This is a genomic window from Ancylobacter sp. FA202, from assembly GCF_000380205.1.
Taxonomy (GTDB): Bacteria; Pseudomonadota; Alphaproteobacteria; order Rhizobiales; family Xanthobacteraceae; genus Ancylobacter.
Window position 1 is genome coordinate 4,468,913 of the sequence record NZ_KB904818.1, and the last position, 26,878, is coordinate 4,495,790.

At 65.7% G+C, this 26,878-nt stretch carries 29 protein-coding genes and 1 pseudogene; 29 read left to right on the forward strand and 1 reads right to left on the reverse strand.

Going from position 1 to position 26,878, the window contains the following annotated elements; translation table 11 throughout:
* Positions 1–61 precede the first annotated feature (61 nt).
* The 22 genes and pseudogenes from A3M1_RS0120705 to A3M1_RS0120805 all read left to right on the forward strand — a co-directional run bounded on the left by A3M1_RS0120705 (position 62) and on the right by A3M1_RS0120805 (position 16,243).
* Positions 62–679 carry a hypothetical protein gene (locus tag A3M1_RS0120705; protein ID WP_026221430.1) on the forward strand — a complete coding sequence of 206 codons (618 nt, stop codon included), beginning with the start codon at positions 62–64 and terminating at the stop codon, positions 677–679.
* Positions 673–2,619 carry a phage tail length tape measure family protein gene (locus A3M1_RS0120710; protein ID WP_020561372.1) on the forward strand — a complete coding sequence of 649 codons (1,947 nt, stop codon included), beginning with the start codon at positions 673–675 and terminating at the stop codon, positions 2,617–2,619. Before A3M1_RS0120705 ends, A3M1_RS0120710 begins: the two co-directional genes overlap by 7 nt.
* Before the next feature lie 2 nt (positions 2,620–2,621).
* Positions 2,622–3,317, forward strand: a complete 696-nt coding sequence (locus A3M1_RS0120715) for a hypothetical protein (RefSeq protein ID WP_018390906.1) — start codon at positions 2,622–2,624, stop codon at positions 3,315–3,317.
* A gap of 118 nt (positions 3,318–3,435) precedes the next feature.
* Positions 3,436–3,867 (forward strand): hypothetical protein, encoded by a 432-nt coding sequence (locus A3M1_RS0120720; RefSeq protein WP_018390907.1) that lies wholly within the window; start codon positions 3,436–3,438, stop codon positions 3,865–3,867.
* 358 nt (positions 3,868–4,225) lie between these two features.
* Positions 4,226–4,654 (forward strand): hypothetical protein, encoded by a 429-nt coding sequence (locus A3M1_RS0120725; protein ID WP_018390908.1) that lies wholly within the window; start codon positions 4,226–4,228, stop codon positions 4,652–4,654.
* Positions 4,647–4,874: a hypothetical protein gene (locus A3M1_RS0120730; protein ID WP_018390909.1), complete on the forward strand. Its 228-nt coding sequence runs from the start codon at positions 4,647–4,649 to the stop codon at positions 4,872–4,874. Before A3M1_RS0120725 ends, A3M1_RS0120730 begins: the two co-directional genes overlap by 8 nt.
* A gap of 65 nt (positions 4,875–4,939) precedes the next feature.
* Positions 4,940–6,118, forward strand: a complete 1,179-nt coding sequence (locus A3M1_RS0120735) for a site-specific integrase (RefSeq protein ID WP_018390910.1) — start codon at positions 4,940–4,942, stop codon at positions 6,116–6,118.
* 76 nt (positions 6,119–6,194) lie between these two features.
* Positions 6,195–6,569, forward strand: a pseudogene (locus tag A3M1_RS27230) (terminase large subunit domain-containing protein); the annotation flags it as partial.
* Positions 6,570–6,629: 60 nt separating this feature from the next.
* Complete coding sequence (locus A3M1_RS0120740) at positions 6,630–7,574, forward strand: terminase TerL endonuclease subunit (protein WP_371258789.1); 945 nt, start codon at positions 6,630–6,632, stop codon at positions 7,572–7,574.
* A 2-nt stretch (positions 7,575–7,576) separates the two neighbouring features.
* Positions 7,577–9,010 carry a phage portal protein gene (locus tag A3M1_RS0120745; RefSeq protein ID WP_018390912.1) on the forward strand — a complete coding sequence of 478 codons (1,434 nt, stop codon included), beginning with the start codon at positions 7,577–7,579 and terminating at the stop codon, positions 9,008–9,010.
* Positions 9,007–9,909, forward strand: coding sequence for a S49 family peptidase (locus tag A3M1_RS0120750; RefSeq protein ID WP_018390913.1), 903 nt, complete (start codon positions 9,007–9,009; stop codon positions 9,907–9,909). Before A3M1_RS0120745 ends, A3M1_RS0120750 begins: the two co-directional genes overlap by 4 nt.
* A gap of 104 nt (positions 9,910–10,013) precedes the next feature.
* Positions 10,014–11,306 carry a phage major capsid protein gene (locus A3M1_RS0120755; protein WP_018390914.1) on the forward strand — a complete coding sequence of 431 codons (1,293 nt, stop codon included), beginning with the start codon at positions 10,014–10,016 and terminating at the stop codon, positions 11,304–11,306.
* Between the two features lie 71 nt (positions 11,307–11,377).
* A complete protein-coding gene (locus tag A3M1_RS0120760) occupies positions 11,378–11,809 on the forward strand; it encodes a hypothetical protein (RefSeq protein ID WP_018390915.1) in 432 nt (143 codons plus the stop codon).
* 65 nt (positions 11,810–11,874) lie between these two features.
* Positions 11,875–12,291 carry a Rho termination factor N-terminal domain-containing protein gene (locus A3M1_RS0120765; protein WP_018390916.1) on the forward strand — a complete coding sequence of 139 codons (417 nt, stop codon included), beginning with the start codon at positions 11,875–11,877 and terminating at the stop codon, positions 12,289–12,291.
* Between the two features lie 2 nt (positions 12,292–12,293).
* Complete coding sequence (locus A3M1_RS0120770; protein ID WP_018390917.1) at positions 12,294–12,932, forward strand: hypothetical protein; 639 nt, start codon at positions 12,294–12,296, stop codon at positions 12,930–12,932.
* A complete protein-coding gene (locus A3M1_RS0120775) occupies positions 12,932–13,246 on the forward strand; it encodes a hypothetical protein (RefSeq protein WP_018390918.1) in 315 nt (104 codons plus the stop codon). Before A3M1_RS0120770 ends, A3M1_RS0120775 begins: the two co-directional genes overlap by 1 nt.
* A complete protein-coding gene (locus tag A3M1_RS0120780; RefSeq protein ID WP_018390919.1) occupies positions 13,246–13,938 on the forward strand; it encodes a hypothetical protein in 693 nt (230 codons plus the stop codon). Before A3M1_RS0120775 ends, A3M1_RS0120780 begins: the two co-directional genes overlap by 1 nt.
* A gap of 4 nt (positions 13,939–13,942) precedes the next feature.
* Positions 13,943–14,353 (forward strand): phage tail terminator-like protein, encoded by a 411-nt coding sequence (locus A3M1_RS0120785; RefSeq protein WP_245261792.1) that lies wholly within the window; start codon positions 13,943–13,945, stop codon positions 14,351–14,353.
* 25 nt (positions 14,354–14,378) lie between these two features.
* Positions 14,379–15,308, forward strand: a complete 930-nt coding sequence (locus A3M1_RS0120790) for a phage tail tube protein (protein ID WP_018390921.1) — start codon at positions 14,379–14,381, stop codon at positions 15,306–15,308.
* A gap of 26 nt (positions 15,309–15,334) precedes the next feature.
* A complete protein-coding gene (locus A3M1_RS0120795; RefSeq protein WP_018390922.1) occupies positions 15,335–15,517 on the forward strand; it encodes a hypothetical protein in 183 nt (60 codons plus the stop codon).
* Positions 15,507–15,917 (forward strand): hypothetical protein, encoded by a 411-nt coding sequence (locus A3M1_RS0120800; protein WP_018390923.1) that lies wholly within the window; start codon positions 15,507–15,509, stop codon positions 15,915–15,917. Before A3M1_RS0120795 ends, A3M1_RS0120800 begins: the two co-directional genes overlap by 11 nt.
* A 47-nt stretch (positions 15,918–15,964) precedes the next feature.
* Positions 15,965–16,243, forward strand: coding sequence for a hypothetical protein (locus tag A3M1_RS0120805; RefSeq protein ID WP_018390924.1), 279 nt, complete (start codon positions 15,965–15,967; stop codon positions 16,241–16,243).
* Here A3M1_RS0120805 and A3M1_RS26965 read toward each other — a convergent pair.
* A complete protein-coding gene (locus A3M1_RS26965; protein ID WP_245261794.1) occupies positions 16,235–16,597 on the reverse strand; it encodes a hypothetical protein in 363 nt (120 codons plus the stop codon). The genes A3M1_RS0120805 and A3M1_RS26965 overlap by 9 nt on opposite strands.
* Positions 16,598–16,624: 27 nt before the next feature.
* Here A3M1_RS26965 and A3M1_RS0120810 point away from each other — a divergent pair, with 27 nt between their 5' ends.
* The 7 genes from A3M1_RS0120810 to A3M1_RS0120840 are packed head-to-tail and all read left to right on the forward strand — an operon-like array spanning position 16,625 to position 26,873.
* A complete protein-coding gene (locus A3M1_RS0120810; protein ID WP_245261795.1) occupies positions 16,625–19,606 on the forward strand; it encodes a phage tail length tape measure family protein in 2,982 nt (993 codons plus the stop codon).
* Entirely contained in the window at positions 19,603–21,045 is a 1,443-nt protein-coding gene (locus A3M1_RS0120815) for a hypothetical protein (RefSeq protein ID WP_018390926.1), read from the forward strand. Before A3M1_RS0120810 ends, A3M1_RS0120815 begins: the two co-directional genes overlap by 4 nt.
* A complete protein-coding gene (locus A3M1_RS0120820) occupies positions 21,042–21,311 on the forward strand; it encodes a hypothetical protein (RefSeq protein ID WP_018390927.1) in 270 nt (89 codons plus the stop codon). Before A3M1_RS0120815 ends, A3M1_RS0120820 begins: the two co-directional genes overlap by 4 nt.
* A gap of 3 nt (positions 21,312–21,314) precedes the next feature.
* Complete coding sequence (locus A3M1_RS0120825; RefSeq protein WP_018390928.1) at positions 21,315–21,851, forward strand: DUF1833 family protein; 537 nt, start codon at positions 21,315–21,317, stop codon at positions 21,849–21,851.
* Positions 21,848–22,273 carry a hypothetical protein gene (locus tag A3M1_RS0120830; protein WP_018390929.1) on the forward strand — a complete coding sequence of 142 codons (426 nt, stop codon included), beginning with the start codon at positions 21,848–21,850 and terminating at the stop codon, positions 22,271–22,273. The genes A3M1_RS0120825 and A3M1_RS0120830 overlap by 4 nt, the downstream gene beginning before the upstream one ends.
* A 2-nt stretch (positions 22,274–22,275) precedes the next feature.
* Entirely contained in the window at positions 22,276–25,587 is a 3,312-nt protein-coding gene (locus A3M1_RS0120835; RefSeq protein ID WP_245261797.1) for a host specificity factor TipJ family phage tail protein, read from the forward strand.
* Positions 25,587–26,873, forward strand: a complete 1,287-nt coding sequence (locus A3M1_RS0120840; RefSeq protein WP_156029589.1) for a hypothetical protein — start codon at positions 25,587–25,589, stop codon at positions 26,871–26,873. The genes A3M1_RS0120835 and A3M1_RS0120840 overlap by 1 nt, the downstream gene beginning before the upstream one ends.
* Positions 26,874–26,878 lie beyond the last annotated feature (5 nt).

The window sequence follows — 26,878 nt, forward strand, 5'->3', positions numbered from 1 at the left end:
TATGGGCTCAAGGTTCCCGCAGCTGCACCTTTCAACATCGGGGGTATGCGTGTCCCGCTCCATGCGATCCATCGTTGAGGCCATCGTGGCGCGAGACCTGGCGCCAGCCACGCAGAAGCGGATGGTGGCGGACTTCGCGCGGCAGCGGCTCGCTGATGGCGTGCAAGCCAACCGGCAGGCCACCGGGCGCGAACCGACCTATGAGCAGATCGTGGATGGCCGTACCGGCGCGCCGCTCGAAGCCGTCAACCTGCCGGGCCGGATCATCTTCCGCTTTGATGGCGGGCTCGGCCGGGTGTTCGAGTGGATTGGCGACATGCTGGTGCAGCACTCGCCCTTCGTGACCGGCGAGTATCAGCGCTCGCACAGGTTCTATGCCGGCGGACGGGAGATCGAGCCTGGCGGGAATGTGCCCCCGGCCGACGAGTACGTGTTCCTGTCGGTCGCACCCTACGCGCGCCGGCTGGAGAAGCACTATGAGCCGGCTGGCATCTATGAGGCTGTCGCGGCCCTTGCCAATGCCCGGTTTCGCGACGTCGCTTCCGTCAAGTTCACATTTCGGACGCCGCAGGAATTCGGCCTGCATCCGCCCGTTTCCTCGGGGCGCTCCCGTGCCCGCGCTCGTGAGCGTGCCGCCCGCGTTCCCGCCATCGTCATCGCAGGAGATCGCTCATGGTAGCGCTTCGGGAAGTTCGAGAGATCGATATCAAGGCGACCGTCAACGGCGTCGATCAGGCCAAGGATAAGCTGGACGGGCTGGCCAGAGCGGATGATGCCGTCGTTGCGGCGGGCGAGCGGCTGGAGCGTTCCACGGCGAGCATTGGCCGCTCGTTGGAGCGCTGGAACCGGACGCTCGACGCTGGCTATACCGCCAGCAAGCAGCTGGAGAAGGCAACGCGCGACCTGGCCGCCGCGCGGGCGGACGGCCTCATAACAGTGGAGCGGCAGAACCAGTTGCTCGCCATGGCGCACACCCGCTATGGCGGCGTCTCCGACCAGATCAAGGGGGTGAACGACAACACCAAACTTGCCACTCATGAGGTCGGTCTCATGGGCGCGCAGTTCATGGATCTGGGCACGCAGATCGCCGGCGGCGGCGGGTTGTTCCTGCCGATCATCCAGCAGGGCGGGCAGCTTGCCGGCCAGCTTGGCGAGCGGGGCCTCAAGGGGGCCGTGAGCGCCCTCGGCGCCGGCCTGATGGCCTTCGTCACCAACCCGCTCAATCTCGCCGTTCTGGGCCTCGCCAGCGCCGGGGCGGCGGCTACGTGGTTCTTCTCGACGGTTGGCGATGGGGCCAAGTCCACCGAGGACGTGTTCAAGGCGCACGAGGATATCATTGGCCGGATCGGCGACCGCTACGGCGATGCCACGGCGGCCGCCCGTGACTACGCCGAGGAATCGACAGCCATCCTTCGCCGCGCGGCCGAGCAGAGCGCCGCCGCGCTGCGGGAGCAGCTGGCAAACCAGTCTCAGGCGCTGCTCAGTCAACTCGGCACCAGCGTGCAGGCGCAGCGCCCCGAAGCCTATGGCCAGATCGCCAACGGCTTCGATCAGCCGCTTTTCAGCGCGGACGCACGCTTCGCACCCTTCAAACAGCAGATCGACGACCTGACGACGTCCATCGCGGCCGGTACGCCGAAGATCACCGAGTTTCGCGAGGCGGTGAACGCCCTTGCCGCAGCGAACCCCGGCAATGGCCGGATGCGCCAGTTGGCGGACGAACTCCTGACGTTGACCGACGAGGCCAGCAAGACGGCCCGCGCGCTCCCCGGCGCCGCTGCGGCGCTCCAAGCCCTCTCCGGGGCGGCGAGCGACGGCGTGCCGTCCCTGCGCACCTATGCCGACAGCGTGAAGGCCATCACCGACCTGGTGCCCGCCCTGGCGGCGCAGCAGAAGGTGATTTCCTCGCTCGCCGCCATTGACGGCAACCTGGCCAACGCTCTGGCAAAGAGCGCCGCCCTCGGCGGTTCCGAGGGCGCCATAGCCGCCCGCGCCGCGCAGCTTGAGGCGAATGCGCAGCGCGCCCGCGATGCCGTCACCGGACTGACCGACGCGCAGAACAAGGCTAAGACCTCGCTCGAGGCTTACACCCGGTCCTCGATCGTTGCCGGCTTGTCGCCCCGCGAGGCGGCAATCGCTCGCGAGAATGACGCCTACGGCAGGCAGATCGCCTTGCTGAAGGAAGCGAACGCGGCGCAGGCCGATTACGACCTTGCCAACGAAGCGCACCAGCGCAGCCTTGCCGCCATCGGCAGCCAGTACGGCGCGGACGGCAACAAGCTGCGGCGGGGACAGGGCGCGGCGGACCTCTTGCAGGACCAGCGGGCGCAGATCGAGGCGCTGGAGCTGGAAGCCCGGCTGATCGGCACCAACGAGGCGGAGCGGGGCAAGCTCGTCGCCCGGCTTCAGGCCGAGCAGGATATGCGCTCGCGGGGCATCAGCCTGCTTTCCTCCGAGGCCGATGAGATCCGTGGCAACGCCGAGGCCATCGCCGGCCTGACGGCGGAATATGCCCGCAAGCAGCTGATGGACGACATCGCCTTTGACCGGGCGCAGACGGCGCGTTCGCCCCTGCCAGTGGCGCCGCAAGCCGCCCTGATGATCGCTGTGGAGGTTTGATCATGACGATCATCAATCAGGTTGTGCATCGGGGCGGCGTGATCCTCTTCGCCGATACCGCCATCGCCGATGAAGCCGGGCGTTTGTCCCGCTTCGCGTCGAAGATACACACGCCCAACGGCCACCTCTTCGGATGGATGGCCATGGGGTCCGGGGATGGTGCGCGGTTTATCTCCGAGTGGCTGCCACCTCATGCGGACTTCGATTCCGTTGTAATTGCGCTCCCGGACATCCTGCGGCTTTGGCTGCCCTTTGGGGCCGCGCGGCTCGGCGAAAATGCCCATATTCAGGTGCTGTTCGCCGGCTGGTCGGAGAGCCGGCGGGAATGGGCTGGAGCGATCATCGACACGATGGAGGCGCCCGGCCGCCCGGCCCTCCACATCGCCGATGCCGGGGTTTGCATCGGGCCGTGCGCCATCGGTGGCGCCATCCGCCCGTTCACGGATGCGGAGATACTCAAGAACATCGCGATCCTGAAGCCGGTGGAGTTCGCCCGCCGGGTGCTGAACGCCCGGCGACGCGCCCACGCTCTCCATGACGGAAGGTGCATTTCGGGAGGGGCGGGCGAGTTCGTCACGATCACCGACGATGGCGTGAAGCGCCAGAATATCCTCGTTTGGCCTGACGCCATCGGCGACACGGCCGAGGCCGTCGCAGCGCGCGCCCTGGCGGCGCCGGCACCCAAGTTTCTCACCTGACCGGCAAGGATGTGCTCACTACGCAAACCCCGCGCCCTCGCGAGATCGTCGCGGGGGCGCTTTCGCGTCCGGGGTCGGAATTCCGACCTCGGCACAACGATATCGAAAGGAGCCGCCAATGAACCTTTCTACCATACGCACCCACGCCGCCCGCATCGAGGGTGGCGGCTGGGTGGATGATATTCCCGGCTTCGGCGACCTTCGGCTCAAGGTGCGGGGCATCACCAGCACCCACGCACGCGCCGCGCAGAAGGAGGCTCTGGCCGGGATGGGGTCGGAAGTACCGACGCCATCCGATGGGCTCACGGAGGCGCAGGCGTCGGCCGTGACGGGCGCGACGATCCTCGGGGGCATCCTGCTCGGCTGGGAAAACCTGACCGGCGACGAGGGCGAGGTGATCGCCTATTCGCCGGAGATGGCCGCACGGCTGGTGAATGCGCCGGACCTGGTGGCGCTGCGGGCGGCGATCCTGTGGGCGGCCGGCGAGGTTGGCAAGGGCCGTGCCGGCGAGAGCGTGCGCGACCTGGTGGACGCTGCGGCGCCCGTCTAGGCGCGCGCTCCCCTTGCGGGGCTCGCTTGCACAAAATGGCGAATAGGGTGAAGTTGTGCGCGGTGCCTAGAAACACCCGAAGCGGACCCTTGCCGGGGTTTGCGCTTCAGCCGCGATAGGTGAAATCGGCTTGCCGGCCGAGGACACCGAAAGTTTGACGCGCCCAGCCGTGGGCGTGACCGGCTCACTATGCCGGGAAGGCCACGGCTATACAATACCCCTTTGGGGGAAAGGTCGTGGCGCATCGTCTCGCGGCGGTGTTTCTAGCTTCCCGGTGCCAGCCTGACGCTGGTGAGGTTTGCCCCATCGTGGCGCAAACCCCGGACCTAGAAATCCGGTTCAAACCGCGAGAACACCCATGTATATCCATCCCACTCCATCGGTGCCGAGCGCGCCCCAGCCCGGCCTGAGGGCCCTTCCTTCGTTCACCGAGATTCCCAGCGGACACCTGACGTTCCCGATCACGGACGATCGGTTCTATCCTCACCTAGATCGCGGCGAGTTCGCGGTGATCTACCTCAGCGACCGAGAGCCCCAGCGCGGCGAACTCTTCCTGATCGCCTACGGCGCCTCCGACGACTTCTCTGGCGTCACCTATCGTCTGTGCGGCACCGTCGCTCGGCAGGTGCGGACGCCAGAAGGGGAGATCGAGGGATGGTTCGCGCGGCATGGTCTCTACGGGCCTGTATGGGCCGAAGGCCCGATGACGCGAGACCACATCGCCGCGAAACTGATCGGTCGGGTGCAGGGCGTCTTCATCCCGTTCGGAGGTGAAGCCCATGAATGACGCGATGGAAAGGTGTGGCGCTGTTATCGCGGCGCGCGCCTTGGATGATCTAGAGAATGCAAGGATGCGCCTCGGTGCATTGTCAATGATGGCGGGCTATCTCTGTCACACGCACGATAATGAGACGGGTAATTCCTTCTCTATACTCTGCATAGACACTATGAAAGATCTCAATGAAGCCAAGGAAAACCTTGAGATAATTCAAGCGCGTCTGCGCTAACGCGCTCGCCGGCCGTGCCCGGGAGGTGCGGCCGGCCTTCCCCCACAGAACAGGAGAGCAAGGCCATGGCGAGCGTTCGCAAGCGCAGCTGGACGAATCCGAAGACCGGCGAGATTAAGACGGCTTGGCAGGTGTCATATGCCGACGCGTTCGGGAAGAGAAAGACCGAGACGTTTCAAAAGAAAAAGGATGCAGACGACTTTCGGTCTAAAGTGCATATCGACGTTAATAATGGAACGCATGTGGCGCGCCGAGATTCCATAACTGTTTCTCAGGCCCTCGATATGTGGATGGAGAATAACGATAAGCGGGTGCGAGCCAAGGATCATCTGCGCATGCATACGTTGCGCAGCATGACTTCATGGGTGGAAAACCATATCCGCCCAACTATCGGGAACAAAAAGCTCACGGACCTTAATCCCTCCTTGATACAAGCGTGGATTGACGATCTCGCCTATCGAGAGGATCGCCCGCTCTCTCGAGCCAGTCTTGGCCATGTTGTCGGGTGCTTGCGGCTGGCAGTACAGTTTGCGTTCGTTCGCGCGAAGGTGGGGCGCAACGTGCTCAGGGATCACACGTTCCGCCTTCCTGGCCGGAAGGCGGCTCCTCGTGAAATCCCGCAGAAGATCCAGATTGCAGCATTCCTTGCTGAGTTCGAGCGGAAGCATTGGGGTGGTGTGGCGCCCTACCTCAAGCCCATGGTGATGATTGCACTCTACGCTGGCCTGCGGAAGGGCGAGATACGACCTTTGCGCTGGTGCGATATTGATTTCGAGCGGCAGATAATCAAGGTTCGGCGCTCGGCGGACAACCTCGGCAACGTGGATGAACCGAAATCGCGCGCCGGCATCCGCGACGTGCCTATCGCTCGCGTTTTGATGGGTGTTCTCAAGGAGTGGCGCCTGAGGAGCGGCGGGCGCGGCGAAGACTTGCTCTTTACTACGCGCGGCGGCCAAATGATCGACGGCCCGTCCATTCTGGAATCATGGCACCGCCTGCAATATCGAGCGGCAAATGGCGGCAGAGGGCGCACTCAACAGTTCACGGGTGAATATAGCTTCCATGCCCTCCGGCATGTGTGCGCGAGCCTGCTCATTGAAAGCGGCCTGCCGCCGAAGCGGGTGCAGACGATCATGGGGCATTCCAGCATCCAGATGACCTTTGACCGGTACGGCCATCTGTTCGAAAATCCGGACTTGGTTGCTGGCGTGATGGACAAGCTCGGCGCTGATCTGGTGTCGTAAGTGCGACATGAGCGCGACAAGCAGCTATAAGCGATGGAAATATCTGCATAAAATTTAGCTACCCCGGAAGAACGGCAAGAGCGAATTCCTATCGGCGCTCGCGCTGCTGTTCTTCGTGCTTGACGGCACCATCGGCGGGCAGGGGTATGCCTTCGCCCGCGATGAGAAGCAGGGGAAAGTCGTCTTCGACAAGATGAAGGCGATGATTGCGCTCTCGCCGCCGTTGGCTGGGCGCGTCACTCCGTTCAAGAAGAGCATCTGGATTCCGCAGATCCGCTCGACCTTCGAGTTGCTGTCCGGGAAGCCGGAGGGAAAGCACGGGCGCTCGCCGACGGTCATTGCCGGCGACGAAATGCACGAATGGATCAGCACCGAGCTTGCCGATACGCTTCGCCAAGGGACGGGCGCCCGGCTCCAGCCGATCGAGCTCTATGCGTCCACGGCCGGCGTCAGGTCCAACGAAGTCGGTTACGGGCTTTGGGAGAAGAGCCTCGCCATTCTCGACGGTCGGATCGACGATCCGTCCACGCTGGTGGTGCTGTTCGCCGCCGGTAAGGACGATGATTGGGCGGACGAGGCGGTATGGCGGCGGGCCAACCCGTCGCTGGGCCTTTCGCCAACGATTGACTTCCTTCGCCGTGAGGCGGCGGCAGCGAAGAACAACCCGCGGGCCGAGGCTCACTTCAAGTGCTATCACCTGAACCAATGGATCGACGCTGTCGTTCGATGGATCGACCCGAAGGTGTGGGCGCGGTGCGCCAAGAATGCCAATGCCTGGAAGACTTGGAACTCCGACCGTTCCGCATTCCGGGGGCGGAGGTGCTTCGCCGCCTTCGACGTTTCGTCGACAAAGGATGTGACCGCACTCATCTGGGTTTTCCCGCCCGATGACGATCACTTGGAATGGCAGGTGCTCTGCGAATTCTGGGTGCCGGAGGACACGCTCGCCGCCCGGGTGAGAAACGACAGTGTGCCTTATGACCAGTGGGCCGCCGCAGGCGCTCTGACGCCGACGCCCGGGAATGTCGTCGATCAGAACTACCTCAAGCGGTCGATCCTTAAGGGTATCGAGGAATTTGGCGTCGAGGCCATCGGATACGACCCGTGGAATTCGACGAAGCTGCTGACCGATCTGCAGGAAGAGGGCGCCGATGCGGATCTGTTCCGTGAGATGCGCCAAGGCATCCCGACGCTTGCCGAGCCAACCAAGCATTTTGAGCGACTAGTTATGTCGGGTGCACTCAATCACGGCGGACACCCGGTGCTCAAGTGGATGGCCGGTAATGCGGTCGTTCGCTTCGATGAAAACCTGAATTACTGCGTGGCCAAGAAGAAGAGCCGCGAGAAGATCGACGGCATCGCTGCCGGTGTGATGGCGATTGGCCTGGCGATGACGCAGGAGGTCGAAGGACCTTCGGTCTATGAGGCGCACGGCATCCTTGAGATCGAGGTTTGACTATGGGGTACTTCGGCAACCTGGTGGCGGCGGCGTTTGGCCAGTCTCAGCCGGTCAGCGCTCCCGATAACTGGTTGATCCGGGCCGTCGGTGGCGGGAAGACGGCGGCCGGTGTCACTGTGGTAGAAAGCACCGCGCTGCAATTGCCGGTGGTCTATGCCTGCGTGAACCGCATCACGAATCCCATCGCCCGATTCCCCATGAAGATCATGCGGGCGAAGCAGGGCGGCGGCGTGGAAGAGGCGACGGATCATCCGATGTCTCTGCGCATCGGTCTGCGCCCGAACGACTTCATGTCGTCGCGCACGGTACGCAAGACAGTCCAAGCCCACGCTCTGCTCTGGGGTAACGGCTACATCGAGATCGAGCGCAACAATAAAGGGCAGGGTGTCGGCTTCTGGCCGCTCCTGCCATGGGCGACTTCGCCGCAGCGCGAAGACGACCGCCTGTTCTATCGAACCACCATTGGCGGTCAGCAATTCCGGATCGACCAGGGTGACGTCCTGCACATCATGGACATCAGTCAGGACGGCTATGTCGGCCTCTCGCCCATTGCCATGGCGCGCGAGGCGTTGGGCCTCGCCAAAGCGCTGGAGACTTTTGGCGGGAAGTTCTTCGCCAATGACGCCAAGAGCGGCGGCTTTCTGCTGCATCCGGGCAAGCTGTCGCCGAATGCGCATCAGAATTTGAGGGGACCTAACGGCGAGAGGCGCGTAGATCCCGCCAACCCGGCTTCCCGGGTCGATGTGCAGGGCGGGCTCGACAACGCGCACCGGGTCAAGGTGCTCGAAGAGGGCATGAAGTTTGTTCAGACGACGATCCCGCCGGAGGATGCGCAGTTCCTCGGCACGCGCGTGGCGCAGATAGGCGAGATCGCGCGCATGTATGATGTGCCGCTCATCCTGCTGCAGAGCCATGATGGCGTGCCCTCGTGGGGCGCCGGCATCGAGCAGCTGATGATCGGATTCGTGCGCCAGACCATCGAGCCGTGGGTTGCTGCCTGGGAGCAGGAGCTCAACTGGAAGCTCTTCACCGAAGAGGAGCGCGAGCGCGGCTACTACGTCAAGTTCAACATGAACGCGCTGCTTCGTGGCGACATGGCCGCGCGCGCTGCTTTCTACAAGGCTCTTTTCGAGGTCGCGGCCATCTCACCGGACCAAATATGCGAGCTCGAAGATATGGAGCCCGCCGGCCCCGGCGGCGATGCGCGTTTCGTATCGGCGAACCTGCAATCGCTGGAGAATGCGCTCAATCCGCCTGAACCGCCGACCGTGCGCACATCGCCTGCACCGCCGCCTGTGCAGGCACCCCCTGACGCGCCGGATGCGCTCAATCCTGTTGAACCTTCGCCCGTGAACGCGCCGCCTGTGCCCGAAGCGCCTGATGTGGATCCGGCGCCGGAGGCAACGACTGAACCCGAGCAGGTGATCGAATGAAATACGCCAATATCCTGATGGCGGTGGCCAGTGAGTGCTGGGCGATCCAGCCAGAGAAGATCGAGCAGATCGTCGCCTTTCTCGCGTTGCAGGCGGCCGGCGACAAACTGTCCGCCTCCGAATTGGAGGCGCGCCTTACCAAGCAGGTGCAGCGGGACGTAGCGCGACGCGATGGCACCGTCGCCGTCCTGCCGCTGCGCGGTGTGATCGCGAACCGCATGAGCCTGATGAACGACATTTCGGGCGGCACGAGTTCGGAAGGTTTCGGCCGCGCGTTCGATATGGCCGTGGCCGACGGCGGCGTGAAGGCCATCGTGCTCGACGTCGATACGCCTGGTGGGGTGGTGTCGGGAGCAGACGAGCTTTCGGCGAAAATCTTCGCTGCGCGCGGCACCAAGCCGATAGTTGCTCATGTCAATGCGACTGCGGCGAGTGCCGGCTACTGGATCGCCACGGCCGCCGACGAAATGGTGTTGAGCCCGTCCGCCGAGGTTGGCTCCATCGGCGTTCTCGGCATCTATGAGGATGTGAGCGCCGCGCTGGAAATGGCTGGGGTGCGCAAGACGATCATTTCGGCCGGCAAGTACAAGGCCGAGGGATCGCCGTTCGCGGCGATGAGCGAAGAGGCGGTCGCGCATCGTCAGAGCCGCGTCGACCACTATTACGATGTCTTCGTGCGCCGGGTCGCCTCGAACCGGAACGTGTCCCTCGCGGCCGTTCGCGAGGGCTTCGGGATGGGCCGCACGGTCACCGCCGAAGCGGCGATCGGCGAGAGGATGGCCGATTCCATCGCCACGCTTGAAGAAACCCTGAACCGCTTCGGCGCTACTGCGGCGCCGGCCCCCTCTCGGCGGCCGTTGCAGCGCGAAAAGCGGGCCCTGGCGCTCAGCGCCTTCTAGCCGATCCCCTTTCGAGTTCCGCCGACCGGCGGTTTCGACCCACACGCGCGCCGGGGCGTCGCGTGGGCTTTTTCACGCCCGGCGTCAGCATATGGAGAACATTCATGCTGAAGGCACTGCGCGAAAAGCGCACCAAGCTGGTCGCGGATATGCGCGCGATCCTCACCAGCGCCGAGAACGACAATGGCCGGGATCTGACGGCGGAGGAGGCGACGGCCTACGATGCGCTCGAGGCGGACCTTGAAAAGCTCAAGCCGCAGATCGAGCGCGCCGAGCGCCTGGAGCAGGAAGAGGCAAACCTCACGCAGGTTCGCCCCGCCGCCGCCCGTGGCAATGGCATCATCCGCCCGGCTGGTCCGGAAGCTTCCCGTGAGTTCGAGAACTTCGGCCAGTTCATGCATGCCGTTCGTTTCACCCCTAACGACCAGCGCCTGAACTTCGTCGAGAGTGCCGGCGCCAATGCTGACAATCTGTCCGCCGAGATGCGCATGGACAGCAACGCGCAGGGCGGCTTCATGGTGCCGCCCCAGCTGCGCGCGACCCTCCTGTCGGTCCCCGCGCAGGATGCGCTGGTGCGCCCCCGCGCGCAGGTGATCGAGGCGGGCGACCCGCCGGACGCCGGCGTGACCTTCCCCGCTCTCGACCAGACCGGCGCCAACCCCGGCAATATGTATGGCGGCGTCGAGGTGAAGTGGATCGCCGAGGGTGACGAAAAGCCCGAAACCGACGCGAAGCTGCGCGAGGTCACCCTCACGCCGCACGAGGTGGCCGGCATCACCACGATCACCGACAAGCTGCTGCGCAATTGGCGCGCCTCCAGCACCTTCATCGAAGGTCTGCTGCGCGGCGCGGTCACCGCTGCCGAGGATTATGCGTTTCTGCGCGGCAACGGCGTCACCCAGCCGCTCGGCGCACTGAATTCCGGTGCTGCCTTCTTCGTCAACCGGGCGGTAGCCAACCAGGTCTCCTACCGCGATCTGGTGGGCATGGTGGCGCGTCTCCTGATGCGCGGCGGCACCTCTCCGGTGTGGTCGATGCCACAGTCGGCCCTGACGCAGATTGCGCTGCTGAAGGACGACAACAACAACTTCATCTGGCAGGCCAGCGCCCGCGACGGGTTCGCCGGCACGCTGCTCGGCTATCCTGTGCGCTGGAATAACCGGGCTCCGAGCCTCGGCGGCAAGGGCGACATCTTCCTCGCCGACTGGTCCTATTACCTGATCAAGGATGGTTCCGGCCCGTTCGTGGCGACCTCCGAGCACGTCAAGTTCACCTCGAACAAGACGGTGATCAAGATCTTCTGGAACGTCGACGGTGCGCCCTGGCTCACCGCGCCGATCAAGGAAGAGAACGGCTACCAGGTCTCGCCCTTCGTCGGCCTCGACGTCCCGGCGTGATGCCGGCTCGCGACCCGGCCGGGTGCCGGGCCGCCCTGTCTCCCCTCCCTCATGACTGAAAGGGTCCGCAGATGCAGGACTATCTGAGCCGCATGCATGTCGCGCGGGCGATCAGCCCGCAGGCCGCACGCACCGACAACACCGCCATCGTCAGCCAGATCATCAGTGTTCTTGGCTATCAGGGTCTCGTCTTCGCCATCAACATCGGCGCGAACACCGACACCAACGCCACCTTTGCGGTGCAGGTCGAGCATGGCGACCAGGCGAACCTGTCGGACGCCGCCGCCGTCCCCCATGCGCAGCTGAGCGGCACCGAGGCTCTGGCCGGCTTCACCGCCGCCGACGACGACAACAAGGTGCGCAAGATCGGCTATGTCGGCCCGAAGCCGTATGTGCGCCTCACCATCACCCCGGCGGGCAATGATGCGGGCAATATCTTTGTCGACGCCGTCGCCCTGCTGTTCGGCGCCCGCTACGCGCCGACGCCCAACCCGCCCGTCTGATCCCGCAACGCGGGGTGTCGAGCCATGCTCGACACCCTTTCTCTCGCTTTTCTCAGGAGGTCCACGTGCTCAAAGTCATCGCTGAATTTGTCGACAAGCGGAATGGCAGGCGCTACCTGCCCGGCGCCGAGATCGACCCGCCGCTCGACCAGGACCAGATTGACCGCCTCATGAAGGCGGGGTGTCTCGCCGGAGTCGAGCTGGATCTGTCTGCCCTTCGGCAGGACGGCCCGACCGTCGGCGAGTTCGTTGCGGCGGGGTACAAGGCGGCGAACTATCCGCCGCGAGGCTATGTGTCGCGCAGCACGCCGGAAGAGATCGCGGCTGCTGTGGCGGCCGAAACGGCCGGGCCGGGCCTCGACACCATGACCGTGGCCGAGCTGCGCAAGCACGCCGAAGCGAATGGCATCGAGATCGCGGCCGACATCACCAAAAAGGCCGACATCGTCGCCGCCATCGAACTAGCGTTGGCAGGCGAGTGACGATGTCGGTGATTGTCGTCGTCCCGCCGGAGGCTATCCTCGATGCGGCTACGCTGCGCGGGCTGGTGCCTGGGCTTGACGGGGTCGACGCCGGTCATCTCGACCTTCTCATCCGAACCGCGCAGCAGATGATCGAGCCGCCCGACAGCTGGGTCGGTCGCGCTTTCGGCAGGCAGACGCTGGAAAGCGTGACCGATGGGTTTTGCGTGATCGACGAGCGCGGGGTGATCCCGTTGCCCTATCCGCCGATCACCAGCATCGTCTCGATCACCTATGAGGACCGCGCGGGCGTGGTGCAAACCCTTCCTCCGGAGAACTACCGCGCCTCGCTGGTCGGCATCTATTGCGGCGTTCGACCGGCGGCGGGCTTGTCCTGGCCGGCCACCTCCTGCGCGCCGGACGCCGTGAAGATCCGCTTCATCGCCGGCTATGCCGATGACAGCCCGGAGTTGTTGCCGGCCAAGCATGCCGTCGCCCTTTCCGTGCAGTCCCTGCGCTCGCTCGCCCGGGAGGACATCTTCCTGAAGCGCGAAAGCGCCGAAGGTATCGCGGAAAAGGAATGGGCGGTGTCGATGCAGGCGGAGAAGCTGATGCAGGATACGATCGAGCGCCTGCTTCGCCCTTATCGGATTTACCTCTGATGAACCCGGCCACGCTCATTGCCGTTCTCGACCGTGCCGTTGCCTATTATGGCGAGGCCATCGTCCTGCGCCGCGCATCCGACGACATCGCCGCGCGCGCGGTCGTCCGGGGCTATCTCGCCGATGAGATTGGCGGCGGCGTCGTGCAAGGTGACCGGCGCCTGGTGCTTTCGCCGACCAGCCTGCCGCCTGACTGGCATCCGAGGGTTGGCGACAAGGCCATCATCGGCGGGCGGGTCTGCGCGGCCATGGCGGTCGATCTTATCCGCGCGGCCGGCGAGGTCGTGCGCATCGAAATACAGGTGCGGGGCTGATGGCTCGGGTGTCGACGCGGATCGAGCCGCTCGACCGCAGCATCGTGCTGGCAATACGCGACGGCGAGCCGCCGGCTGAACGCGGCCGGCGGCTCGCGGGTTACGCTCGGTCTGCCCTGGCTGATGCGCAGGAGATCAACCGTCGCGCCATCGGCGTCGTGCCGCCGCATGAGACCTTTGTAGATGGTCGGCGGGGCGCCTCGCTGGAGAGTGTGAAGCCCGACGGCGTCATCGTCTTCGAGTTCGATCTGCTCAATGACCTGTTCGCCTGGATCGGCGACATGCTGGTTCGGCACTCGCCGGTGCTCACGGGCGCCTATCAGGACAGCCATGCCTTCTTCGCCGATGGCGTCGAGGTCTCGCCCGGTGCGGCGCTGCCGCCGGCAGAGGAATATGTGTTCCTCTCAACCGTGCCCTATGCGCGGAAGATCGAACGCGGGCTGTCCCGTCAGGCTCCGGAAGGTGTTTACGAGGCCGTCGCGGCCATGGCGAAGGCCCGGTTTGGCAACTTGGCTCGCATCCGCTTCTCATTCCGCTCGTTTCAGGGCGGCGGCCTTGTCCCTTACATTCCTGCTGGCGCGCCAGTCGGACGAAACAAGCGCGGACGCTTCACCTCGACCGCGAGCCGATCGGCCGCGAGGACGATCGAGCGCGAGACAAGACAGCCCGCCATCGTCATCACGTTAGGGTAGCGCCATGGCATCAGCCGAGGTCATGAAGTCAGTGAAGGCCCGGCTCGACGCCTTTTGGTCCCGGACAATGATCGTCTATCCCAACGATACGTTCGAGACGCCGGCCGATGCCTCGCCCTATCTCGAGGTGCAGTACCCCGTCGCGAACGAGACGACGGTCAGCATCGGCGCGCCGGGCGCGAACGTGCAGCGCGAAGATGGGGTGATCCGGCTCGTGCTGCATATCGAGCGCGGCGTCGGGACCATCACCGGAGCCGAATGGCTCGACGAACTGCGGCATCATTTCCGCCAGAAGGACTTCGGTCCGGTGCGTACCTATCAGGCCTCGCCGCCTGTCCTCGATGATCGCAACGACAACGGCAATTACTGGTCGATGAGCAGCGCGATCCTTTACGACGCCGACTTCCTCGGCTGATCCTCTCTCACATCGGAGCCCTGCCATGCCCTTCGCGAATTCCAGCGAGGCGCGGATCGCCTATGTCGCCGAGGCGGCGTTCGGCACCACGCCTGCCACCCCGACCTTCAAGGTATTCCGCACGACCGGCGGCGGCGTCCGGACGAACAAGACGACCCAGACCAGCGACGAGTTGCGCGCCGACCGGAACGTGCCGGATGAGGGGCTGCTCGGCCTCGACGTCAGTGGCGCCTATCCGTTCGAGTTCTCCTACAGCACCTTCGACGAGATGCTGGAATCGGCGCTTCGCGGCGCCTGGACCACGAACGTGCTGAAGAACGGCATCACGCCGAAATACTTCACCGTCGAGGAGACGCTCGAGCTGGGCGTCACCGACAGTTTCAGCCGCTTCACCGGCTGCGCGGTCAACACGTTCTCGCTCGCTATCGCAGCGCGCGCCAAGGTGACGGGCTCGCTTGGCCTGATGGGCCAGAAGGAAACGCTGGCCTCCGCCATCGTGGTCGGGGCGACGTACACGCCGGCGACCACGGAGCCGATCCTCACCTCGTCGGCGCATGTCGCCTCGCTGGCGGTCGCAGGCCTCAACCCGGTGCCGAAGCTGCGCAGCGTCAATTTCGAGTTCAACAACAATCTGCGGGCGCGTCCCGTTGTCGGCGCGCTCTACAGTGAGGAGTTCGGCGCCGGTCGCTTCGACGCCACGGGCACGCTGGAGGCCTATTTCGAGAGCCAGGCGCTTTATCAGGCGGTGCTCGACCATGGCGGCGGCGCTTTGAGCGCCACCATCGGCAAGGATGCGAACAAGAAGTATACGATCTCCTGCCCGAAGATCATCTTCCTCGACGGCGCCAAGCAGATCGGCGGCAACAATGACGACGTGATGGTTTCCATCCCGTTCCGTGCCGTCTTCGATGCCACCGAGGCCTGCTCGGTGAAGATCACGCGCGCCGTCGCCTGACCCTTCCCTCCATCAGGGCCCTTCCCATGAAATCCATCACCGTCGTGGAGCCCTTCGCGGGCTACCCCGAAGAGCGTCGGCGCGACTTCGTCGCCGGCCAGACCCTCGCCGTTCCCGACGACGTGCCCCTCGACTTCGCCAAGCTGATCGTCGGCAAGGGGCACGCGCGCGAGGACAAGGCCACCAAGGAGAAAACCCGTGACGCCTGAGCCGTCGAACGTGATCAACCTGCAGGACATTCGTGCCGCCAAGGCCAAGGCCGATGCCGGCGTGTGGGTGAAGGACATCCGGCTCGACGAGCTTGGCGTCTCCATCTCGATCCGGGCCCGCACCCTGAGCAACCCCGATGCTTCGCGTCTGCGCAGCGCTCTCGTCAGCGCCCTGACTGTCGAGCAGCGGGAGAATCTGCCGGTGGAGGTGTCGGATGACATCTTCGCGGAAATCCTCGCCACGACGGTCGTCACCGGCTGGAGCCTCGATGAGCCGTGTAGCAAGGCCCTGCTGCTCGATCCCGATATCGGGATCTATCTGCGCGGTGCGGCGACCTATGCCGCCAGCGAGGTGGCCAAGCGCGGTGTGGCTTCCTTCGAGGCCGACGCAAAAAACTGACCGACGCCCTGCGCTGGCTCATCGCGTGGGGCGGGCAAATCACCTGGTTGACGGACCTCGCCGAAGAATCTGGCGAGGTTCCCCGAGCCCTGGCCGAGCGGCCGGCGGTGCATCCCCATCTCGAATTCGAGTGGCGTGCGTTCTGGTCGCTCTTGTCCGACCGACCCTCCGGACCTCACGCGGCGATCCCGTTCTCGTCGATCGACCGCTATGCCGAACGCTACGGCGTCCGGGGCGCGGATGAGTTCGATCGCTTCCACGACCTGCTCGCCGCCCTGACCGCAGCCCTCAATGAGGCTGCTGCGGCGCGTGCTCCCTCACCCTGACATCCTGAAGCGAGGCACCCGATGGCCGTTACCGTCGAGCAGATCCGTCGCGTCGTCACGCAGTATGAGAGCCGTGGCGCCGACAAGTCGGCGGCCGACCTCAATGCCGTCGCGGCCGCACAGGGGAATGTTGCCCAGACCGGCGCGACGATGGCGACCGTTACCGACACGGTGACGAAGCGCCAGCTGGATGCCGGCAAGGCGGCCGACACGGTGCGGCGCAAATATGATGAGGAATTCCGCACCCTGCAGACGCTGGCGCGTGAGCACCAGCGTCTGGATCGTGCCCGGCAGGCGGGCCGCCTCTCCGCCGAGGATTACACCCGCACGCTCGACCTGATGCACGCCCGCCATGGCGTCGTCGCGCAGGCGCAGGCGGAGATGACACGCCGCCTGCAGCAGGAGACCAAGGCCACGGCCGAAGCGGCGGCCGTCCAGCAGCGCTATAACGCCCTGCTCGGGGTCCGCGACGATTTCGGCACCGACGCGCGCGCGGCCGATATCGCCGCGTTCGCGCAGGAATATGACCGCTATATCGCCAAGCTGGTCGCGGCGAAGGATGCCGAACAGGAACTGGCGCGCGCCCGCGCCGCGACGGCTCAATCCGCCATCAACCAGAACCTTGGCGTCCGCGACGATTTCGGGTCGGCCGGCAGGGCTGCCGACATCGCGGCGGTCGGCGAGGAAATCCAGCGGCTGCGCGAGCGCTACGTGCCCCTCGCGGCGGTGCAGCGGCGCTACCTTGAGACCCTTCAGGAGATCAACGCGGCGGCCAAGCTCGGTGTGCTGAGCGAGGCCCAGCGCGCCGACGCGGTCGCCCGGACCAAGACCGCCTTCGCCGAGCAGGTGGTGGCCATCCGAGGGGTGCAAGAAGCGGGCGGGCGGCTGCGGCTGGCATCGCATGACCTCACCAACCTGGGCTACCAGGTCAACGACATGCTCACCATGCTCGCCTCTGGCGCGCCGCCGTTGCAGATCCTCGCGACGCAGGCCGGGCAGGTGTACCAGGTGCTGGCCAATCAGCAGGGCGGGCTCACCGGCGGCGTGAAAGCGCTCGGCGGATCGCTCGCCGGCCTGGTGACGCCGGTGGGCATCGCGGTGACCGCGCTCACCGCCGTCGGTGTTACGGCTGCGGCGGCCTATGGCACATGGATCACCGCTGAAAAGGAACTCCAGGCGGCGCTGCAAGGGCGGGGGCGCGCCACCGGCGCGACGGCGCAAGAACTCATGGCGATTGCCGCCGCCGCCTCGCAGGCCAGCGGCGTCACGCAAGGGGCGGCCCGTGATATCGCGGCCTCGCTCACCAGCACGGGCCAGATCGCGACCGGGTTCTATGTCGACCTGATCGCCGCCGCCGAAGCCTATGCCAGCATCACGACGGGCGATGTCCGGCAGGCGGGGCAGGAACTGGCCGAGGCCTTCGCCGAGCCGGGAAAGGGTGCGGAGGCTCTCAACAAGAAGCTCAATTTCCTCGACGACACGACGCTGCAATATGTGAAGTCGCTCGATGCCGCGAACCGCACCACCGAGGCGCAGGCGCTGCTGCTCGACCGCCTCAACGCCACCCTGCCGAATGCCGAACAGCGGCTTACCGCGCTCGGCCGGGCATGGAAAACCCTGAGCGGGTCGATCTCCGACGCCTTCGCCAATGTCGGTCGCACCATCAATGACAGCCTGGAACTGTCGGTAAGCCAGCGTGGCCTTGCCCAGCTTCAGGAGAGTCTCAACCAGCTACCTGACGCCGGTTTTCTGACGGACTGGAAGCGGAAGCAGATTCTGGCCGACATCGCCGTCGTCGAAGATGCGATGGAGCAGCAGCGCCGCTGGTCGGCGCAGGGCAACAATGAAGCGCAAAGGAACAAGATTTCCACGGCGGGCGGCGATGCCCTGCGCGGATGGGACGGGCGCTACGATGAGCTGAGCCGGCTCCGGACACAGCAGGCCGATCTCCAGCGCGCCTTGCAGGCCGGGGTGGGCGATGCCGACGCTCAACAGCGCGCGTTGGAGGGTGTCACCAATCAGATCGGCCAGATGACCGATGCCTACGGGGCTCTCATCCCGCAGGCCGAGATCGTCCGCCGCGAGCAGGAACTGCAGAATGCGCTGCTGACGGCCGTCACCCCGGCGCAGCGCGCGGCGGCATCGGCGGCGCTGGCAAGGTACCGGGCAGAGACCGAAGGCGCCGACGGTTCCACGGCCGCCGCCAAGGCGAATGCCGCCGCGCAGCAGGAAATGCTTCAGGCGTCGGTGCAACTCACCCTGGCCGGCCGCCAGCGGCTGCTGAGCGCGCAGGAAGGCATCGCCGCGCAGGGGCTCGAGATTGAGCTCATCGGCAAGACCGCCGGCGAGGTCGCCACGCTGCGCGCCAATTATGCGGCGTACTGGGATCTCAAGCGCGAGGCGATCGACAACGGCACTGAGGTCGACCAGCGGCAGCTGGAACTGCTCAAGGCGCAGAATGCCGAGCTTGGGCGCAAGGTCGAGCTGACCGCCCGCGCCCAGCTGATGGCGGACATCCAGTTCGAGCGCGACCAACTCGGCCGGGGGCCGGTCGATCAGCAGATCGCAGCCACACTGCGCTCGTCCGGGCTCGCGGTCGACCTCGATTCCGCCGATGCCGCGGCGCTGCGCTTGAACGCGACACTGAGCACGACGCGGGATATTGCCGGCCAGGCGCTGTCGGGGTTCGCCCGTGACATCCTCGACGGCGCCGATGCCATGACGGCGCTGGAGAACGCCGCCAAACGCGCGCTTGACGTCATCCTCGACATGGCCATGCAGAACCTCGCGGCCAGCCTGTTCGGCCCGGGCACGGGCGGCAGCAATTTCCTCGGTAGCATCGTGTCGGCGTTCACGGGCGGCGCCGGCGCCGGGGTCGGCAGCCATGCCGGCGGCGGCGGTCTTGGCCCGCTCTATGACAAGGGCGGCTATACGGGGTCGGGTGGCAAGTACCAGCCGGCCGGCACCGTGCACCGGGGCGAGTACGTCTTCTCGTCGGAAGCCACTCGTGCCGCTGGCGTGGGGAGCCTCGATGCCCTGCACCGGGGGCTGCGCGGCTACGCCGATGGCGGCGGCGTCGGAATGATGGACGCGCTGCGCCATGCGACGGGGCAGTCCGCCAAGGGCAGCGGCGGCTCGGGGGGCGGGATCACCGTCAATGTTCATGTCCGCAACGAGGCGCCCGGCGTGGCCGTCTCGGCCGGCGCGGCGACGCAGCGCGGCGATGACTCCTTCGACATCGAAATGATCGTCGAACAGATAGAGGGGAAATTGGCCACCAATGTCTCGCAACGGCGGGGGTCTCTCAGCGCGGCCTTCGAGGGGAGCTATGGCCTGAATCCCATGAAGGGGCGCAGCCGATGAGCTATGCCGAGTGGCCTTCGGGCGTACCCTTCCGCCCCGAGCGGGACATGTGGGGCGTCAAGCCGGTACGCGATGCGGCCGAGACGCAGATGGAGGGCGGCAATGTGCGCCTACGTCGCCGGCCGGGGGATCGTCTTGCCACCATGCGCTGGGGGCGACAGCTTAACCCTGCCGAGGCGGCGGCCTTTCTCGCCTTCATCGCCAGTATCGGAGAGGGCACGCACCGCTTCCTGATGCCGGTTTGCCTCGACGGCTCGACCTATGTGATCCGCCTTGTGCAGATCACCGGCGGGCTGCCGGAGGAAACGACACCGGGCGGCGGATGGCTCACGGTCAATCTCTCGCTGCTCGTCTTCCCTGTCGAAATGCTGGGGCCGATTCCGACCATCCACGTCTTCGACACGCTCATCATGGGCGAGGCGACGTCGGGCGCGACCGTTGATGTCGAGATCGACGGCGTGGTGCGCAGCGCCGTCGCGACGGACGGCATGTTCGTCATCGACGGGGCCGGCCTTATTGCCGGCGTGCACGCCGTCCGGGTGCGTTATGCCGGCAGCAATTACGGGCCGCTCACCTTTCGCACCCTCGCCAGTGCCTTTGTCGGCGTGCTCGATGCCCTCGCCGCGTCAACCTTTGATATCTACTCGACCTCGCGGCTTCTCACGACGTGGGTCCTGCCGGTCATCCTCGCGCGGCGGTCATCGGACAACGCGACGAAGGCGTTTTACGCCATATCGAGCGCGCCCTGGCTGGTGGACCCTCTCGGGGTGAGCGTCGCGCAGTGGGCCGGAGCCGGCAGCGCCTATATCCAGACCTGGTACGGCCAGAGGGGCGCATCGCGCGATGCGACGCAGGCCACCGGCAGCGCACAGCCTCGCATCGTCAATGCCGGGGTGCTGGACGTCGGGCCGAACGGGCGGCCCGTGAATATCTATAACGGCAGCAGCACGTTCCTGGTGGTTGACAACAGCACCGGTTTCTCGCGGGCCGTCGCCGCCCTTACCATGGCGTCTGTCGCGTCTGTGACCAATGCGGCAGCATCGCCCTTCCTGCTCGGAAGCTCCAATGAAACGGTAAATCAGCGTGCCGCGCTCGGTTTCGCTACCGGTGTCGCGCGCTCGTTGGCGCGGCGCGCCAATGCCGACACCACGACAGTCGCCAGCAGGGCAATCGCTGCGGGCTGGCGCCGGCTCATCGCCCGGCAACTGTACACCGCGGGAACCGCCGATATTTCGGTCGACGGCGCCACGACAAGCGCGGCGATGATCGGCACGCCCGGACCAAGTGCCGACATCGCGTCGGCGGCGGGTGTGGCTATCGGCAGGCCGGGATCTCTGACGGCCAACTTCTTCAGCGGGGGCGTGTCCACCGTCGTGCTCGCGCAATCCTCCCTCGACATTGCCGCTCTTGACGCGGCCCTCGCACAGGTGATGCCGTGAGATATCTGATCTTCGACACCGTGCCGGAAGCGCAGGCGCGCAACGCGCAGGCGTGGCTCGATTGCGGTTATGAGGCGGCCGAGACCTATCTGCTCTGGCCGTGCATCGAGCATCCGGACGGGCGGGCCGCGCTGATGATCGTCGGCACGCCGGAAGAGGCGCAAATCGGCCTCTCGCAAGACGCCTATGACGCCCTGCTGACGAATGACGAGATCGCCGCATCGGTGGTGAGCCTTTCGCCCGACTGGTTCCCGAGCCCGGAATAGCCCATGACCGCGACCTATACCGACGCCTGGGCCGAGGGCGAGGCGAACTGCGTGAGCGATGGCGATCAGTTCATCACCGTCGAACTCCAGCACCCCGGCTTTGTCGATGAGGCCGACCAGCCGATTCCGCTGCGCTATGTGCTCGACGTGATGGATCGTTCCTTCGCGATCGAGGGCGGCGCGGCGTTCGATGCCGGCGAGACGGTGCTGTTTGCCGCTGCCGGCTTCGAGTGCGAGCACCCGACCATGGCCGAGGGCCGCCCGCCGGTGGCGCGGCTGCGGCTCGACGACGTGACCGGCGATCTCGTGGTCTATCTCGACAAGGCCAAGGCCTTCCGCGCCGACCTGAAGGTGGTCATTCGCGGCTACCGCTCCGACTATCCCGATGCGCCGAGCTATGGGCCGATCGAGCTGGTGCTGACCGATATCACCAAGGATTCCACCGGGGTGGAGGGCACGGCGACCATCGTCGATTTCGGCGACCGGAAGGTGCCGAGCCGGGTCTACACGCTGGAAGACTATCCGGGGCTGGTGCCATGATTAGCCAAACCGGCGAGCGCACCGCGTTCCTGACCTCGCTGCTCGGCCAGCGCTGGGCGCCGGAGCGCACCTGCTGGCATGTGGCGGCGCTGGTAGAGCTGCGGCTGTTCGGCCGCGTGCTGCCGCATGTGGAGGTGCCGCCTGATCCATCCTGGGCGTGGATGATCTCGGCCATCGCCGAGCATGCCGAGCGGCAGAAATGGTGCGAGGTGGCGCCGCTGCACGCCGGGCTCGTAACGGCCCCGGACGGCGCGCTGGTCGGCCTCGGCCGCATGGACCGCGCCGCGCATATCGGCGTGTGGCTCGCCCCCGAGCGCCGGGTGATCCATTGCGACCAGCATCTCGGCGTCGTCGCCGAAGATGTCGCCACGCTGCGCGCGCGGGGCTGGGGCCGCATGCAGTTCTTCGAGCCGCGAGACTGACCATGAACGCAACAACGATGACCCCGGTGCTGCATGTGATGCTGCCGGGCGGCGAAGTCGCGCGCCTGGTGCCGAAGCCCCGCGAGAGCCTCAAACGCTTCATCGCCCGCGCCGGCTGGCGGATCAACGAATGGGCGACGATTTGCGTGCGGACGCGCGGCGGCGAGACCGGCCCGGTGATGCGGGCGGACTGGCGCCAGCGTATCCGCAAGGGCGACCAGATCGTGTTCCTCTCCCGCCCGCGCGGCGGCGCGGGTGGCACGAAAAACCTGATCGCCCTGCTGGGCATGGTTGCGATTTCGGCGCTGGCGCCGGGGATCGGCACGGCAATCGCGGGCAGCCTCGTCACCGCTGGCGTGCTGGGCGCAGGAACCGCAGCCGCCGTCGCGGGTGCGGTGATCGGCGTGGGCATCGCCGTCGGCGCCGGCGCGGCGTTGCAGACGCTGATGCGCAGCGCGCCCGGTGGCCAGGCGGATGGTGCGCAGGACCCGATTTATGGCTGGGGTCGCGGCATCAACAGCGCCCGCCCGCTGCAGACCGTGCCGTCCGCCTATGGGCGGATCAAGCGCACGCTCGACTATGCGACGGCGCCGTGGAACAGCTTCGAGGGCCAGGCGGAATATCGCCATGTGGTGCTCTCGCTCGGCGAGGGCCGGCACCAGGTGGAGCAGATGCTGCTCGACGACACGGTGCTGTGGACGGCGGCGGATGGGGTGAGCCCGAGCTTTACCGGGGTGGATATCGCCTTCCATGAGCCGAGCGCCACCATCACCAACTTCCCGCTCAATGTGCAGACCTCGTCGGAGGTGTCTGGGCAGGAATTGCAATTCGGGACGTGGACGGGCGGCTTTGTCGTCAATTCGGCGGGCACCACGGCGACGCAACTCGCGCTCGATTTCTTGCTGCCGAGCGGCCTCTACGCCCTCAATGACGAAGGCAAGATGACGATCCGCGCCCTCGCCGTGCAGGCGGAATATCAGCCTGTCGACGATGCCGGCGCGGCGACAGGGCCGTGGGCACCGCTGGTGACCGTGCCGCTGTTGCTGGCCATTCCCTCGCCTTTGCGCTTTTCCCGCACGATCGACGTGCCGCCGGGCCGGCACGCGGTGCGTGCGCGCCGCACCACGGTGAAGCTCAACGACCCGAAGATCGTTGACCAGGTGAACTGGTATGGGCTGCGCGCCATCATCACCGGGCCGCAGAGTTTTCCCTCCGCCACCATCACGCTGCGGGCAAAGGCGACCAACCAGCTAAGCAATGAGGCGCTGTCGCAGCTCTCCGTGATCTCGACCCGCATCCTCCCCGTTTGGACCGGGACGGAGTGGGAGGACCAGCCGACCCGCCGGCCGGCCTGGGCGGCGCTCGACATGGCGACGAACGCCACCTATGGCGGCGAGCGGCCGCTGTCCAAGGTCGACCTGCAGGGGTTTGTCGACCTCGCCGCGCTGAACGAGGCGCGCGGCGAGACCTTCGACCATGAATTCCGCGACGGGCAGGCCTGCCTCGACGTGCTCGACACCATTCTCGCGCCGGCCCGGGCCCGCACGCGCTGGCTCGGCGACCTCCTCTCGCTGACGCGCGAGGACTGGTCGCCCATGCCGGACATGCTGCTGACTGACAATGAGATCGTCCGCGACAGCCTCTCGCTCAAATACGACCTGATGCCCGCGACCGGCCCCGACGGCGTGGTGCTGGAATATATCGACGAGACGACGTGGAAGATCGCCACCGTCACCGCGCCGCGCGGTGCGACGCCTGTGCGCCCGGATCGGCGCCGGGTGGCCGGCATCGTCCAGCGGACGCAGGCGCAGCTGATCTGCGACCATTTCTGGCGCACGCTCAACAAGCGCCGGGTGAAGGTGCGGTTTTCGACCGAGCATGACGGCCGGCTGCTGGCGATCGGCTCCTCGATCGCGCTGCAATCCTCCCTGCCGCAGGGCTGGGGCCGCGCCGGTGAGATAGCCCGGCGCAGCGGCAGCAGCCTTGTCCTCTCGCCGCCGCCGGCCTGGGGCACGGGGCAACACTACATCAAGGTCCGCACCCGCCATGGCCGCCAGTGGGGGCCGGTCAAATGCGCCCGGGGCGAGAGTGACGGCATCGCCGTGCTCGATGCGCCGGACCTCGCCGTGGTGGAGACGGCGCAGGGGCCGCTGGACGCGGCGCTGGCGCGGGCCACGGGCGGGGCCGGCGCGAGTTACGCCCTTGGCCTCGGCACCGACTGGCAGGCGCGCTGCCTCGTTATTGGCGGGGTGCCGCGCGGCGAGCAGGTGGCGCTGGAGACCTGGCTCGACGACCCGACCATCTATGATGAGGACGCGACCGAGGTGCCGCCGCTGCCGACCGGGCCGGTGCTCTCGACCCCGAACGTACCGGGACCTGTCACCGGCCTGTCGGCGCGGATCATCGCCAACGAGATCCCGCGACGGCTTGAGGCGACGTGGAACCCGACATCGGGGGCGGCGTCCTACATCTCGGCCGTCTCCTATGATGAGGGCGCGAGCTGGACGCCGTTGCCGGAGGTGCGCGAGGCGGGGTTCGACGTCACCATCTTCCCGCAGGACCTGCTGCTGCGGGTGGCCGGCACCAATGCGGCCGGGCGGCCGGGCACCTATACGCAGATCCCGGTGATCGCGCCGCCTCTGTCGGCGGACAATGTTCAGATCGACCTCGGCAATATCAGCGGGGACGCCTACGCCTCGCTGCTGCGGATGCGCGGCGATCTCGACGCCATGTGGTCCCGCCACGACGCGCTGGTGCGGGACATCGCCGTCGGCCTCGGCGCCCAGACCAAGGCGACCTCGGTGGCGGTACGGGCGGCGAACGCGGCGGCCTCGGCGGTCACCGCCTTGTCGGCGTCGGTCACCACGCTGGGCGACCAGGTCACGGCGATCGCGGAATCCTACACCGAGGTGGTGGCGACCGTCGGCAACCTTTCGGCCGGCGGCTTGTGGAAGGTGGAAGCGCAGGCGGTAGAGGGCGGCGATGTCTCCACCCGGCTCGTCATCTTCATGCGGGCCAGCACGGGCGACGCATGGACCGAGGTGGGGACACAGTGGGAGGCGGGCTTTGCCAGCGGTGAGCCGTTCTCGCGCATCTCCAACTATGCCGGCCAGTTCACCATCGTGAACCCCTTCACCGAGGCGCGGGAGCCGCTGTTCGTCGCCGATACCGACACCAGCACGGTTTACATGGCGGCGGCGTGGATCAAGAGGCTGGAGGCGGACAACATCACCATCAGTGGCACGCTGCGCGGCGCGACAGGCGTGTCCGGGTGGGACTTCACCAACGATTACATCTGGATCGAGGCGGAGTGATGCGCCGATATCTGATGGGAAACGTGGACGGGACTGCTCGAGTTAGGTCATCCCGTCCCGGTTATGATGCGGAAGACCTCACGCTAGACCCTCGCTTTGTCTCCTTCGATAGTTCGTGGCGCAGTGCGCTGCGCTGGTATGCCGGGGGGATTGCCCCAGGCAACACCCTGAGCGGGAGCGTTATCACTCAAAACTGGATAGGCAGCTTCGGCAGTGGCACCTATCTGCACAAGATCATAGATATCCCAGGCATCGCTCGATCCTCACACACCGCGATTGTTTTAGCTTTGCACACTAGCGGTTTGTGGTATCAGTGCGCCGCTATGATCGAGACGGATCGACTTAGGGTCTGTCCCTACATGGCAAATATTGGTACTGCCGGAGTACTAAATCAGTTCACCTACTACTACTGGGTCTTTAGCGTGGGATCGACCGAGTTTGACCCCACGGAAGACAACCTGTCCAACTCGATGCTGTTCGGGAACCACCCCACGCGCGGGGCTGGCCTCTTTATCAGTCGTCGAGGAACGGATGTCTTGACGGCCACTGATGACGACCTGGTTCTCTCGACCCAGAAGAACTACTTTCAATTCTACGAAACGGGCACAGCCACTCGGGGCGTCCAGTTTTCCGCTAACAACCAGTTGATCAACATCACCCTGGCCGGCTCATACCCGGATAGGCCCCCCATTGTGGCGTGGCGATCAAATACCGGAACGGTTAGCCCGGTATATGCAGCATGGGTAAACGACAACACCATCTCCATCCGCCTCGCGTTTACCACAACCACAGCAGTAACTTATAGGTGGGGGCTTATCGCTTGCGATCCCACCTACTCGGGGGGCGTTGGTACGATCAGGAAACGCCGACTGCACATGTCTGACGACTTCGGCATCGGGGTCACCAAGAAGAACGTCGGCTTCGACGAGGCCGGGCAGAGCGACTGGATTTTCCGGTCGGACCGCATGCCCCTGCAGTTCCGGGATTATTCCACCATCTACCCAAACACCTTCTCTCCTGGTCTGTACGATTATCCGGTGGATGCTCAGGCATCAGCGGGAACCCCCTTCACCATATTTCAGATGAACCTGAACAGCAGTAGCTGGGTAGGCCTGGGGTGGGTTAGCACCATTGCGGTAAGAGAACCGGGAACCAGCCCGACGCCCCGAGAGTGGCTCACCCTGCTGTCCGCCACTGAGACCCAGTATCGGGTGCAGAAAGACGGATCCGTGTCGTTTTCCGGCATCGCCTCCTATGCCGGCGTTGCGAACGTCGCCGACTTCTAGAAGGA